Below are 12,845 nucleotides of genomic sequence, written 5' to 3' on the forward strand. Positions count from 1 at the left end.
TTACGTTATTAATTTGTCTTTATGTATTTTCAGAACAGCTACTTGTTCACTGGTTTATCTTTCCAAGGGTCATCTTGTCCCACAGTTACAATCAAAAAATCATCAGGCTTTAGCGTATCACGCATGGTTTTATTCACTTCTACAAGCGTGACCTGATCAATACGATTGGTATAATCAGCCAAGTAATTGTTCGGCAATTGATAAAAATTCATCATTCCTAACAAGCCGTTAATACCTGCGTTGCTTGCAAAGCCCATTGGAAAACTATTTTTTAAGTTGTCTGTTGTCAAGCGCATCTCATCCTGAGTGACACCTTTTTCTAGTGTCTTATTAATAACTCCTAAGCTTGCATCGATCGCTGCGCGCGCCTTATCGTTGCGCGTCGAAAACCCAATCTGATAAGGGCCTCGTGCTAGCATCGGACTCATTGAACCTGAAATACCATAGGTATAACCCAAGTTTTGTCTAACCTCAGTCATTAATCGCGCATTAAAATCACTACCTGCCATGATCTCATTACCAACTGCAAAATTGGTTTGCTGCTGCTGCGCCACAGCATCGGTTGCACGTTTACTACCCAGTTGACCCATTAGGACAGTGGTTTGGGTACTTGGGAATGGGATGTGTATATGCTGTGCTGTAGTAAGGGGTGTGGGTTCAGGTAATTCTGCTGCGGCCTGTCCTGTAGGCAGCTTCGTAGTGATCTCTTCAGCCAGACGTTTCGCTTGGACTAATGTCAAATTGCCCGTCATAGCGATAGAAGCATTTGCTGTCACTAAATACCGATTTTTGAAGTCTAATAACTGCTGCTTTTGGATGGTAGGCACGCTCTCGAGTGTACCGACCGAGGGGTGCGCATAAGGATGGTTGCCATACAATGCATTATTAAAAGCAATGCTTGCAAGGCTGTTAGGGTCTTGTTTTTGCTGCTGTAAACCAACCAGTAGTCGTGCCTTGTTGCGTGCTAGAACATCATCATTAAACGTAGGTTCACTCACCATCTGCGTCATCAAGTCAACAGCAGGTAGCAGATGCTCGTCATCAGATAAGCTGCGTAGTGAAACAATAAACATGTCTTTGTACGCGCTACTGCTCAAATTGATGCCTAAAGTTTCAACGGCTCGCGTGAATGCGTTTTCATCTAAACTCGTGGTACCTTGCTCAAGCATTGTCGCTGTCATGTTGGCGATGCCAAAACCATCTTTGTTGATGCTACCGTCACGCGCACTACCAGCGTTAAAGCGCAGGTCTATATCGACGATGGGCAAGGCGGTGGTTTTTACGAATTTTACAGGGACGCCAGCCTTAGTCTTGAATTGTTGGATTGTTGGTACGGTGACTTTTAGAGGTTCGGCGTTATCAATACTAGTCAGCTTAGACAGTGCCGCAATAGGCGCACTGGCATCGACGGCAGCAGGTGCGCGGTAATCTTCAGCACCTGTTGTCTCAGCTTGAGTGGTAGTAGTCAATATACCCAAAGCAAGTACGAGGCTGGTGCTAAGATATGACCATTTTTTCAATGAGCTAGCACTTGATATTTTCTGTCTTACTTGAGAGTCATATTTATTCTGAATCATGATGTTCTTCTTATTAAGAATACGTTTTTGTCGTCATTTTTATTAGACGCTTGATGATAGGCAGCCGTTACTTTGCTTAGTTTTGCTTCTCTTTGGGTGGTACGATATGCATCACCGTAAGGTTGTTCTTAACCAAGTATTTTTTACTGGCAGCCTGAATGTCATCGACACTGATACTATCGAGTTTGGTTGGCAGCTTGGCAAGCAATCTATCATCTAAACCAATAGACTGTAGCGAGCCTATCATACGTGCCTGTCCCTCCATACTATCTTGCGCATAAACCAAGCCTGTGACCGTATTGGTCTTAGCACGGCTGATTTCGTCGGCAGCAATGGGATCTGTTTTGAGCTTTTCTATTTCTGACGTTATGGCTTGCTGCGCTTGCTCTAAGCTGACACCTTCACGCGGTGTTGCCTGAATTAAGAATAGTCCATCGCCGCGATCGAGCAAGTCATAAGAAGTACCAACGGTAGTTAGCAGACCTTGCTCACGTATCAGTCGACTCTCTAAGCGTGCAGATAGACCACCGTCGAGTACGTCTTGAGCAAGGGAGAGGGCATAGGCCTGTTTTTCGTCATTTGCGCCTGCCGTCACCAAACTTGGCACGTTGTAACCCATTAAGAGAACAGGCACTTGGACGGCCTGCTCAGACTCTACTTTTTGATACCCTCGAAAGCCCTTTTGAGTGACCCCATTGCGTTTGGGTACGTCGCTTGGTGCAAGCGTGCCAAAATAGCGTTTGACTTGCGCGAGCACATCTTGTGGTTGTACGTCACCAACGATGACCAAAGTGGCATTGTTGGGTGCATACCATGTCTTGTACCAGTCTGTTAAATCAGAGAGCTTGATTGACTCAAGCTCACTCATCGGTCCAATGACAGACTCACCCTTCGGACTGTCAGGTAGTGCTAGCAGGCGAAATGACTCGTAAGCTTTGGCAAGTGGATTGTCATCAGTACGTTGACGGCGCTCCTCCATAACGACTTGATGCTCTTTGGCAAACTCTTTATCATCGAAAGTCAGGTTTTTCATGCGATCTGCTTCAAGCTCTAAAGCCAAAGGCATGCGGTTAGCAGGAAACAGCTCGTAGTACCCCGTATAGTCATAGCTGGTAAAGGCATTGTTGACACCGCCAAATTTGGCAATCAACCGTTCATAATCGTCACTTGATACATCAGTGGTTCCTTTGAACATCATATGCTCAAGCACGTGTGAGATACCTCCCTTATCAGTTGGCTCATCTGCCGAGCCTACTCGATACCAGATTTGTGTCATAGCGACTGGGGCACGGTGGTCCTCTTTTATAACTACTTTTAGACCGTTTTCTAACTGATACTCATGCCGACCTGACATGTCCATTGCCAATGCGGATGGCGCTGACTCTCTACTTGCGTCTGAATTAGGTTGCCCTGTACCGATTGCTGCGACTGAGTTAGTAGCAGTAGTTGTTGTAGAGCTAGCAGACATCGTACTGGTCTGACAGGCGGTCAGTGACGCTGCTATCGCCAAGGCACAAGCAATACGTAATGGGTTGATCGGTAGTGGTAAAGGCAATGGCATGGTATGGTCTACTTATATAAAATGATGACTAAAGAGAATGACGACAGTTATAGTAATAATGAATCGTAGTGCTAAGGAGTCATAGTAATAATGAACGTCATAAAGAGGTTTGAGTGCCTACCATGACACTAGCTGTGGGTCTGAACTCTTGCGTGGTGCTGCAGCCTGCCACAGACAATACCGTTGTCGTTAACAAAATAGCCGCACTGATATTGGTGATGCTTTTGTAGTGCTTAGAGAGTAGAGACATGAGCATTTCCTAATAAAGAGTCGTTGATAGTCTTGGTAGAGTAGGCGAAGTCTAGCCAGTTACAAGTCAGAATTTTGTGTCCAAACCTTAAGCAAAACTTTCTAAAATTTTTGAGTGACTTTTAGAGCCGATATATTTTAATGATAGTCTATTATGGTAAGGGCTGAGCACGACTTTAATTATGCTAAAATAGGCTGAAATTCATTGTCACGTCGCTCATAAGCGTATAAAGACATACAAATTTATCTACAATGAACAAATAATTGATAATGATAACTTTTAGGGCAAAATTATGAATAACCCAAACAATAACAACCGCGTAGTCATTAACTTAGATGATGGTCTTGATGACTTAGATGACGATGATATTACCTTACCCAGTCTACCGGTGCAATCGGTGCCCATCGTTGATGATTCTGAGCGCGCAGCTGTACTCGAGGACAGTACGACAATCCAAGACATCTCAAATAACGATGCAGAAGAAAATATTGCTTTGGCCACGCCAATCATTATGACTGAAGAGCATAACGTACCTAAAGGAGATTCTGAAAGCTTTTCGAGTGTCACAGAGACAGATGTTGCAAACAACTCTGATACCGTGTCAACCGTACCCACCATGCCATTGCAAGAACAGTTGGGAGACACGCCAAGCGTGAGTCCAACTAACAGCAGCAGTATACAAACTGATAGTCCAAAAGAGCCAGTAGAAGAACCAGTAGAGCCGCAAGAGAATAAGAAAAAAGGCAGCTGGTTTAACCGTATGAAAACGGGACTCAGTAAGTCACGTAAAAACTTGGCCGAAGGCATGGTCAGTATTCTTATCGGTGGTAAAGAGATCGATGATGAGCTGTTAGAAGAGGTCGAAGATCAGTTATTGGTTGCTGATATTGGGGTCAACGCGACCAACCGTATCATTAAGAGCCTCACCGAGCAGACTGCTCGCGGTGATCTGATCTATGCACACTCATTATATAAAGCCTTACAAAGTGAGCTGGTTGATATTTTGACGCCTAAAGTTGAGCCATTGGTCATTGATACCAGCAAAAAACCATTTGTTATTTTAGTGGTTGGCGTTAATGGTGTGGGCAAGACAACAACCATCGGTAAACTTGCCAAGCGCTTACAGGGTGAAGGTAAGTCAGTCATGCTAGCAGCAGGTGATACGTTCCGTGCAGCAGCCACCGAGCAGCTGCAAATTTGGGGTGAGCGTAATGATATCCCAGTCGTAGCGCAAGGGCATGGCTCTGATAGTGCTTCTGTCATCTTTGATGCCATGCAATCTGCCAAAGCCAAAAATATCGATGTCCTTATAGCCGATACAGCTGGTCGTCTACAGAATAAGACACATTTGATGGCAGAATTAGAGAAGGTCGTACGCGTGATGCGTAAGGCTGATCCCAGCGCACCGCATGAAGGTATGATCGTACTCGATGCTGGTACAGGTCAGAACGCCATCAATCAAGTTGAGTTATTCAACAAGGTTGTACCTCTGACGGGTATCACCATTACCAAACTGGACGGCACTGCTAAAGGGGGCGTGGTATTCAATATCGCTGAGACGACAGATGTGCCTATCCGCTACATTGGTGTGGGTGAGTCTATTGATGATTTGCGCGCCTTTAGTCCAAAACAATTTGTCGCCGCTTTGTTTGAGACCGACGATAAAGAATAAGAGAGCCAGTTAATTGGTAAATTATTTTTAAAAGAATAGGGAAGTAGACGCCATGATCGTTACTACTGCAACTGTTGGGTTACATCGATTCACACTGATTGCTCGTGTCAATGAGAATGGTAAGCCTGTGCTCGTTGAAGCCAACTGGCTGCTGGCAGGTAACTCATGGCATAGCTCAAAATCTGTCCCTAAAATCAAAAAGTATTACGGTATGTCAGATGACGATTTCACCTTTATAGATAGTAATAGCCTAAGCATGAGTGAACCTGCTCAAGCGTTGTTAATAGAAACGATATCCCAACTCAAAGATTACGCTGCTGGTAAGCGTAAGACACTGGATTTACCTTTGGATTTTTCTATGGGTACTGAGTTTCAGCAAAGAGTATGGCAGGCACTGCAGGGTATTGAGTATGGCAAAACCATTAGCTATGCCACACTCGCCCAGCGTGTCAACAGTCCAAAGGGATTCCGTGCGGTCGCGCAGGCTAACGGTAAGAATCCTTTTAGTATCATCGTTCCTTGTCATCGTGTCATTGCGAGCGATGGCAAGCTTGGTGGCTATACAGGCGGGCTGGATAAAAAGGAATATTTGCTAGCGCTTGAAAATGCATGGTATAAAAAGTAGTTTTATTTATTTTTTCCATAGAAAAAAGGGCCAAACACATCAGTATTTGGCCCTTTTTTTAGACTGCTAATCAGATTATGCCTCAAGCTGCGCCATGACATCAGCAGAGAAATTCACGTTAGTATAAACTTCTTGCACATCATCGGCATCTTCTAACATATCAATCATTTTTATGATCTTTTCAGCATCATCGACATTATCGATCTCAGCCGTGGTAGATGGCGACATAGTCACCTCAGCATTATCAGAAACAAGACCAGCCGCATTTAGAGCATCTTGGACTTTACCGAAACTTTCCCATTCAGTAATGACAAGCAAACTCTCGCCATCGTTTTCGATATCAACGGCGCCAGCATCTAGTGCTACTAACATCACCTCATCCTCTAAGCTTACATCATTGAAAGTGATCTCACCGCGTTTGGTAAACAGGTAAGCCACTGAGCCTGATGTACCAAGATTGCCATCACATTTGGTAAAAGCGTGACGGACTTCACTTACCGTACGATTGAGGTTGTCAGTCATGGTCTCGACAAGTACCGCCACACCGCCAACACCGTAGCCTTCGTAGCTGACTTCTTCCATATTTTCGTTATCGCCGCCGCCTGTACCACGGTCGACAGCACGGTTGATCGTGTCACGAGTCATGTTGACCGATAGGGCTTTTTCGATAACGGCACGCAAGCGTGGGTTTTTATCAGGATCAGGATCACCTTGTTTGGCTGCTGAGACGATTTCACGGATAACTTTGGTAAATATCTTGCCTCTTACTGCATCCTGACGGGCTTTGCGGTGTTTAATATTTGCCCATTTTGAATGGCCTGCCATATAACATCCTTAGATTCTACGTATTATTTTTTGTGGGTAAAAAGAATTATAGTTGCACTCTTTAGTATGTGATTGTCTGATTCCATACTATCATTACTTTGTCTGCTTGAGGTAGTAGCGCTACTAGCACGTTAACGATTTGTATGTTGTTAAAGGTGCTTTTTTGCTACACTGTGGCAACTTATAGATTGTACTCACTATGATAAGTGAGCGATATTATAAACCAGTTTTAGCCGTCTTGACCAACTTGCCCTTATCCATCACATTTTAAATCATTGAGTGCTATCAAGCCATTGATTTTATAAAGTACTGATTCTATGAAGCAACCCACTGCCGAAGCTCTGACACACTTGCGTAACCGCATACACATCATCATCGAAGGGACAGATACCCGCTCGGGTAAGCTTTTTGATATTGTTTTGCTGATTGCGATTTTGGCCAGTGTTGCTGTTGTCATGCTTGATAGTGTGCTGTATATGCGCTTGCAATATGGCACCTTGTTTTTTTATGCGGAGTGGTTTTTTACTATTCTGTTTACCATTGAGTATGTGCTAAGACTGTTCTCAGCACCCAACCGCTTACGCTATGCGTTTAGTTTCTTTGGTATAGTGGATTTACTGTCTGTATTGCCGAGTTATTTGAGTTTGATGTTTGTGGGCGTACAGTATCTACTGGTGATACGAGTATTGCGTATTTTACGTATATTCCGTGTACTCAAGCTCAAAGCATACATGCAACAGGCTGGTTTTTTGGCCTCTGCACTAAGGACCAGTCAACAGAAAATTACGGTATTTTTCTTATCACTTGTACTGCTTGTGACTATCTTTGGTTCCATTATTTACGTGGTAGAAGGGCCTGAGAATGGGTTCACCAGTATCCCACTGTCTATCTACTGGGCAGTCGTCACGATGACGACAGTTGGGTATGGTGATATGTCGCCCAAGACACCGCTAGGGCAGGCAATCGCAACCATGGTCATGATCACAGGTTATTCGATTATTGCGGTACCGACAGGTATCTTTACCTCTGAGCTTGCTCGTAATATGCGTCCACAGCTCAATCCAGTGACTTGCCCCAACTGCGGTAAATTTGGACATGCCGTAGGCGCAGACTTTTGCGATCGCTGTGGTCATGCGTTACATATTTAGTGAGCAATTTTGTAGCCAGTAACCAGTGTGGTAGCGCCCGTTAAGCTGATTCATTAGGCTTCAATGTATTCGTCAACGAGTGGTGATAGGTCGATTTCGACATCTAGATTGACCAAGTTCCAATACTGTCCTGATATGGTACGATCCAACATCATCGTTGTGGCGGAAGGCTGAAACTGTCCAAAGTATTTCAATGACGTGCGCATTTGGGCAATAGCATCATGATGTATCTGACTGCTGCCAAAATCAAAGGCACCTTCTTGATAAGGGCTAATGGATAAAGGTTTTAGGCCAATCGATAGCCATTTTTCATAGAACTCACCGGGGATGTTTTTGTCATCTTCACGGCGAATATCTAGAGCGACAAGGTCTTGCTCGAGTGCGGTCACATCGCCTTTGATAGCATGTCTTGCGAAACGACGGAACAGTTGGACTTCGCTATCGCTATAGCTACGAATACCGCCAAAATCATAGGCAACTACGCTACCGTCATGACGAAAGGCGAAGTTACCTGGATGTGGGTCACAATGCATGCGGTACAAGCCAAATAGCTGTCCTGCGGTAAAGTGAAACAAACGCTCGGCTATTTTTTGTTTTATATCATTGTCCCACGTTGCGGCAACCGTCAGTGTTTCTCCCATCTCTTCTGTCAAAGTCAAAATCCGTCTGGAAGAATGGCTACTGATAACCTTAGGAATGATAAGTCCTTCATCGTCTGCATGAAAAGCACCAAACACACGTAAGTTATGTGCTTCCTTAACGTAGTCAAGCTCATCGTGTAGGCTTTGGCGAATCTCATTAAAAAGCTGCTCTTGTAATTGCTTGCTCATATTGAGTACGCCGGCAATTTTTAGCGCCATGCGAACTTGTTTGAGATCACTATCACAGTTTTCATCAACATCAGGATACTGGACTTTGACCACCACTCTTTGACCAGAGCTCAAAACGGCCTTATGCACTTGTCCGATAGATGCTGCGGCAAATGGCGTCTCGTCAAACTCACTGAATAACTCTGGCATAGGCGCGTTGAGTTCACGTTCGACTTGCGCACGTATCTGCGCATAGGGCATTGGCGGGGCATCTTTTTGGAGCTTTTCTAGAGCAGTGGCAACCTCAGGTGGAAACACATCTTTGTATTGTGAGGCAATCTGTCCTACTTTCATCACCGCACCTTTCATCTCACCTAAAGTTTCGGCAATCTGAACACCCACATCTTGCATCAAGTCTGAACGAGCTTGCAGTCGCTTTTCTTCATCGCTTGAGAGGTGCTTAAATGAGTTTTTAGCGGCTTTACCGGCGATGCTTGCTGTCATACCAGCGAGTTTCATAAAGCGCTTTCCGGACGTTTTTGCCATTCATATCACCATATAGTGGGTTGTGTGCTCAGCTGTAATTCTATTATTTTCATCAGACAATTACTGTTTGACTACTGTGTGAAAGATAAGAAGAGATTGACAGTATACATAAAGAGATCGATAAACAACGAGCAGCACATTAAGTGTTTATCTGATCTGCATAAATAGTGCGTAGCCAATAGTCGAGTGCCATCTCATAGCCCATATGACCCAAACCACAAATCACACCCACAGCAACATCACTCAGATAAGAATGATGCCTAAAAGGCTCACGCGCATGCACGTTTGACAAATGCACTTCTATAAATGGTTTTTGTGTGGCCAATAGCGCATCACGTATGGCTACAGAAGTGTGGGTAAATGCAGCAGGATTGATAATCACTGCATCGACTTGGTCAGTTTTGTCTGTGAGTAAGCCATGATGTTGGATCTGATCCACCAGATCGCCTTCATGATTTGACTGTATGCACACCAGCGTAACACCATATTTGGCTGCCCGCTCAACCAGGCGTTGCTCGATATCTGCTAATGTCATATAACCATAAATCTCAGGTTCACGCTTGCCCAGTAAGTTTAAATTGACACCATTAACCAATAGCAGTCTACGGGTAAGTGTCTGGTTAGTATCTTGGTAAGCCGTTTTTTGAGATTTAAGAGATGAAGAGGAGGACGTCATAATACTCTCTGTCGCTATTGAAAAATGTGAATGATCTATTGCAATGGGAAAGTTTCTACGTAATAAGCTTGTATAAGCTGATTGACGCTATCCATTTATCATAACAGCTTGCTGAACGGGTTATAAAAAAATTATATAAAAAATTAAATTAGGTATTAAAAAGCGTGTTAAAAGTCTTTATGTTGCTAAAAACCCGTGCTATGATATTTTTTATGCAATAAACATTGCAAGTTTGTTACAGTCGTGAGTACAAAGGATAGGTTGTTCAAAAAAACTGTTTTTTGTACAAGCAATACAAAGATGACTGTAGTGAGAGCAGTACTCTTAAGTTTTTGATTTCATAATCTTAGACCCCGTTTATATGCAATGTTGCAAAGGAATTTGGGGCTAAGCGGACTTTTTTAGGAAGTAATATTATGTCAGCTCGTGAGCAAGGTATCGTTAAGTGGTTTAATGACTCAAAAGGCTTTGGTTTCATTCAACGTGACAGCGGAGAAGATATTTTTGTCCATTTCCGCGCGATTCAGGGTGATGGTTATCGTTCTTTGAAGGATGGCGAAAAAGTTGAGTTCAGTGTGGTAGAAGGTGATAAAGGCCTTCAAGCTGAAGAAGTCAGAAAGTTAGAAGAGTAATCTATTCAGACATTTAAACGGTTTAGTTATAAGGTCTGTACGAACTACTGATATACTACTGAGTCAAGCCCATCTTGTCTTACCATGTTGAGTTAACGGCAGCATATTTGGTAGGTCAGGTGTCGGGCTTGGCTTTTTTTGTGCCTATATGTCTGACAGTTATTTATAGAGACAACGTGGCTATCATTACTGGTCACGCTTGTAGCAGCATAGAGATTTATCGTGAGCTGACTTGTGATTGGTGAGATACAATCAATAAATTTAAAAGGATATTTTTTTGAGTAATTTTACAACGTTCACTGATTTGCCGCTTTCAACCGCGACTTTGCGTGCAGTAAGTGATTTGGGTTTTACGGAACTAACCCCTATCCAAGCAAAAATCCTACCGCATACACTAGCAAATCAAGACGCTATCGGACAGGCGCAGACGGGTACAGGTAAGACAGCAACATTTCTGCTGACCATTATGGAGGCGTTACTCAAGCGTCCCTTTACTACCGATGAAGAGCGCTATTTGGGTGAGCCACGTGCAGTGGTTATGGCGCCGACACGTGAGCTTGCTCAGCAAATATTTGATGACTGTATAGCATTGACCAAGTACACGTCACTGCATAGTGTTTGTATTATGGGCGGTACGAACTACGAAACTCAGCAGCATGAGCTTGAGCGTCAATACGTTGATATTTTGGTAGCAACGCCAGGTCGTCTGATTGATCTTGCCAATAAAGGCATGGTCTATCTTGACCGAGTAGAGGTGTTGGTACTAGATGAAGCAGACCGTATGCTAGATATGGGTTTTATTCCTGATATCAAACGCCTAGTAGGCCGTATGCCGGCTAATACTGATCGTCAAAGCTTACTGTTTTCTGCCACTTTTAACCAAGATGTCATGAACTTAGCCTATCGCTGGTTACATGAGCCACAGTTCGTTGAAATCGAACCAGAGCACAAGACCAGCGAGTTGGTTGATCAGCATTTTTACTTATTGACAGAAGATCAGAAGTTAGAAGCCCTAAAGCGTATTATCAGCGATAAAACTGTTGAAAAAGTCATTGTGTTTGCCAATCGTAAAGACCAAGTTAAGCGTCTTTATCACAAACTGCGTCAAGACCATAAGATTGTTATGTTGTCAGGTGATGTGATTCAGCAAAAACGTGAGAAATATTTGCAGCGTTTTAAGGATGGTCATGCTTCCATTCTAGTAGCAACGGATGTTGCAGGGCGCGGTATACATGTTGATGATGTCAGTCACGTGGTCAACTATACCTTACCTGATCAGCCAGATGATTACGTGCATCGTATTGGTCGTACTGGCCGTGCTGGACAAACTGGTATTAGTATCAGCTTTGTTAGCGAAGATGATGCGTTTAACATACCAGCACTAGAGAAGCATTTAGAGACTAAATTTTCGCTTGAACAGTGGCAAGAATAGTTGCTATGAGTTGAAAACTACTTAGATCATTAAAAATAAGTAGCGTTAGAAATAAACCTAATGAAAAATAAGCCTAATGCAAAATAAAAGCCCTCGATATCACGCAGATATCGAGGGCTTTTTATGCGATTGCTTTTACATAACGACTAATAGCTATTTATGCAAATAATGCAATCAAATATCATTCTGATACAGATGTAAAATCAATGGGCATGATGCATAGACGCAGTGTCATCATCCGTATTATGCCCCATGTCTGGATCGTGCTCCATATCCATATCATGCATACTATGATCCATATTGGACATATCGTGATCCATTTGACTCATGTCATGGATGTCTGTCTCAGACATCATAGTAGAGTGGCTACCATGATCCATTTGTGCATGACCACCTCCGTGTCCGCCATGCATACTTGTCATAGCGATAGGGACGACAGCCACCGCCAACCCTGAGAGCACCATTATCGCGCCGTTTAGCTGTCTTAGACGAAAACGACCAATCTTGTCACGTAACCAGCCGACGGTTTCATGCGTTGCCACCAGCATCGGTATGGTCCCTAAGCCGAACACGAACATTAATGCCGCTCCGCTTAGTGGATTGTGAGCGACCACAGCAATCAGTAGAGCACCATACACTAAGCCACAAGGCAAAAATCCCCATAGCAGACCAGCAGTGAGTGCTCGCGGAAATGTATTGAGTGGAAATACCTTTTGACGAAGCGGGCTTAAGTACTGCCAAAAACGCATACCAAAACGTTCAAGCTTGGTCAAAAATGGTGCGCCTAGCATGGTCGCACCGACAAAAACGAGTATCATGCCCAGTAAGATACGCGGCATGCTATTGCCTTTCATTAGCGGCTCTAACAAGGTAATACCAATAAAGCCTGCGACCAAACCCAGCAAAGCGTAACTGGTCAGACGCCCAAGATGATAGGTGGCAACCAAAGCGCGGCGTTTGGTGGGGCTAACGTCTTTCATAGACAGACCGAATGCTGTCACAAGGCCGCCACACATACCCAAACAATGCGGCGAGCCAAAAAACCCCATCAGCAACGCTGCAACAAGTAAAGCTATAGTCATGGACACCTCT

The 12,845-nt window shown here is 43.9% G+C and carries 12 protein-coding genes; 5 read left to right on the forward strand and 7 right to left on the reverse strand.

The window, feature by feature from the left end; all coding sequences use genetic code 11:
- Positions 1 to 38: 38 nt before the first annotated feature.
- From AC5JP1_RS02875 to AC5JP1_RS02885, 3 genes are all read right to left on the reverse strand, one after another.
- A complete protein-coding gene (locus AC5JP1_RS02875) occupies positions 39 to 1,577 on the reverse strand; it encodes a M16 family metallopeptidase (protein ID WP_493843051.1) in 1,539 nt (512 codons plus the stop codon).
- 76 nt (positions 1,578 to 1,653) lie between these two features.
- Positions 1,654 to 3,138 (reverse strand): M16 family metallopeptidase, encoded by a 1,485-nt coding sequence (locus AC5JP1_RS02880; protein ID WP_493843052.1) that lies wholly within the window; start codon positions 3,136 to 3,138, stop codon positions 1,654 to 1,656.
- A gap of 97 nt (positions 3,139 to 3,235) precedes the next feature.
- Positions 3,236 to 3,388, reverse strand: coding sequence for a hypothetical protein (locus tag AC5JP1_RS02885; protein WP_443527155.1), 153 nt, complete (start codon positions 3,386 to 3,388; stop codon positions 3,236 to 3,238).
- A 760-nt stretch (positions 3,389 to 4,148) separates the two neighbouring features.
- Here AC5JP1_RS02885 and ftsY point away from each other — a divergent pair.
- Both ftsY and AC5JP1_RS02895 read left to right on the forward strand, forming a co-directional pair.
- The gene (gene ftsY, locus AC5JP1_RS02890) at positions 4,149 to 5,060 is read left to right on the forward strand and encodes a signal recognition particle-docking protein FtsY (protein WP_319051979.1); all 912 of its coding nucleotides are present in this window, start codon (positions 4,149 to 4,151) and stop codon (positions 5,058 to 5,060) included.
- 52 nt (positions 5,061 to 5,112) lie between these two features.
- Entirely contained in the window at positions 5,113 to 5,685 is a 573-nt protein-coding gene (locus AC5JP1_RS02895; protein ID WP_493843053.1) for a methylated-DNA--[protein]-cysteine S-methyltransferase, read from the forward strand.
- Positions 5,686 to 5,760: 75 nt separating this feature from the next.
- Here AC5JP1_RS02895 and AC5JP1_RS02900 read toward each other — a convergent pair whose 3' ends face one another.
- A complete protein-coding gene (locus AC5JP1_RS02900; protein WP_493843054.1) occupies positions 5,761 to 6,510 on the reverse strand; it encodes a YebC/PmpR family DNA-binding transcriptional regulator in 750 nt (249 codons plus the stop codon).
- Positions 6,511 to 6,827: 317 nt separating this feature from the next.
- On the opposite strand from AC5JP1_RS02900, the gene AC5JP1_RS02905 reads away from it, so the two are divergent.
- Positions 6,828 to 7,658 carry an ion transporter gene (locus AC5JP1_RS02905; RefSeq protein WP_319051928.1) on the forward strand — a complete coding sequence of 277 codons (831 nt, stop codon included), beginning with the start codon at positions 6,828 to 6,830 and terminating at the stop codon, positions 7,656 to 7,658.
- A 53-nt stretch (positions 7,659 to 7,711) separates the two neighbouring features.
- On the opposite strand, the gene AC5JP1_RS02910 is transcribed toward AC5JP1_RS02905, so the two are convergent.
- Together AC5JP1_RS02910 and aroQ are read right to left on the reverse strand one after the other, a co-directional pair.
- Positions 7,712 to 9,013: an ABC1 kinase family protein gene (locus tag AC5JP1_RS02910; RefSeq protein WP_493843055.1), complete on the reverse strand. Its 1,302-nt coding sequence runs from the start codon at positions 9,011 to 9,013 to the stop codon at positions 7,712 to 7,714.
- Positions 9,014 to 9,152: 139 nt separating this feature from the next.
- Positions 9,153 to 9,689: a type II 3-dehydroquinate dehydratase gene (gene aroQ, locus AC5JP1_RS02915; RefSeq protein WP_493843056.1), complete on the reverse strand. Its 537-nt coding sequence runs from the start codon at positions 9,687 to 9,689 to the stop codon at positions 9,153 to 9,155.
- A gap of 416 nt (positions 9,690 to 10,105) precedes the next feature.
- Here aroQ and AC5JP1_RS02920 point away from each other — a divergent pair, with 416 nt between their 5' ends.
- Both AC5JP1_RS02920 and AC5JP1_RS02925 read left to right on the forward strand, forming a co-directional pair.
- Positions 10,106 to 10,321, forward strand: coding sequence for a cold-shock protein (locus AC5JP1_RS02920; RefSeq protein WP_319051931.1), 216 nt, complete (start codon positions 10,106 to 10,108; stop codon positions 10,319 to 10,321).
- A gap of 277 nt (positions 10,322 to 10,598) precedes the next feature.
- Positions 10,599 to 11,753, forward strand: coding sequence for a DEAD/DEAH box helicase (locus AC5JP1_RS02925; protein ID WP_443527150.1), 1,155 nt, complete (start codon positions 10,599 to 10,601; stop codon positions 11,751 to 11,753).
- A gap of 203 nt (positions 11,754 to 11,956) precedes the next feature.
- On the opposite strand, the gene AC5JP1_RS02930 is transcribed toward AC5JP1_RS02925, so the two are convergent.
- Positions 11,957 to 12,835, reverse strand: a complete 879-nt coding sequence (locus AC5JP1_RS02930) for a sulfite exporter TauE/SafE family protein (RefSeq protein WP_493843057.1) — start codon at positions 12,833 to 12,835, stop codon at positions 11,957 to 11,959.
- Between the last annotated feature and the right edge of the window lie 10 nt (positions 12,836 to 12,845).

The sequence above is a fragment of the Psychrobacter sp. H29 genome (assembly GCF_059073055.1).

Excerpts from the sequence above, each read along its gene's own strand:
- AC5JP1_RS02905 (WP_319051928.1), top strand. The coding sequence starts at position 6,828 with ATGAAGCAACCCACTGCCGAAGCTCTGACACACTTGCGTAACCGCATA.
- aroQ (WP_493843056.1), bottom strand. The coding sequence starts at position 9,689 with ATGACGTCCTCCTCTTCATCTCTTAAATCTCAAAAAACGGCTTACCAA.
- AC5JP1_RS02875 (WP_493843051.1), bottom strand. The coding sequence starts at position 1,577 with ATGATTCAGAATAAATATGACTCTCAAGTAAGACAGAAAATATCAAGT.
- AC5JP1_RS02920 (WP_319051931.1), top strand. The coding sequence starts at position 10,106 with ATGTCAGCTCGTGAGCAAGGTATCGTTAAGTGGTTTAATGACTCAAAA.
- AC5JP1_RS02880 (WP_493843052.1), bottom strand. The coding sequence starts at position 3,138 with ATGCCATTGCCTTTACCACTACCGATCAACCCATTACGTATTGCTTGT.
- AC5JP1_RS02885 (WP_443527155.1), bottom strand. The coding sequence starts at position 3,388 with ATGTCTCTACTCTCTAAGCACTACAAAAGCATCACCAATATCAGTGCG.
- AC5JP1_RS02930 (WP_493843057.1), bottom strand. The coding sequence starts at position 12,835 with ATGACTATAGCTTTACTTGTTGCAGCGTTGCTGATGGGGTTTTTTGGC.
- AC5JP1_RS02910 (WP_493843055.1), bottom strand. The coding sequence starts at position 9,013 with ATGGCAAAAACGTCCGGAAAGCGCTTTATGAAACTCGCTGGTATGACA.
- AC5JP1_RS02900 (WP_493843054.1), bottom strand. The coding sequence starts at position 6,510 with ATGGCAGGCCATTCAAAATGGGCAAATATTAAACACCGCAAAGCCCGT.
- ftsY (WP_319051979.1), top strand. The coding sequence starts at position 4,149 with ATGAAAACGGGACTCAGTAAGTCACGTAAAAACTTGGCCGAAGGCATG.
- AC5JP1_RS02895 (WP_493843053.1), top strand. The coding sequence starts at position 5,113 with ATGATCGTTACTACTGCAACTGTTGGGTTACATCGATTCACACTGATT.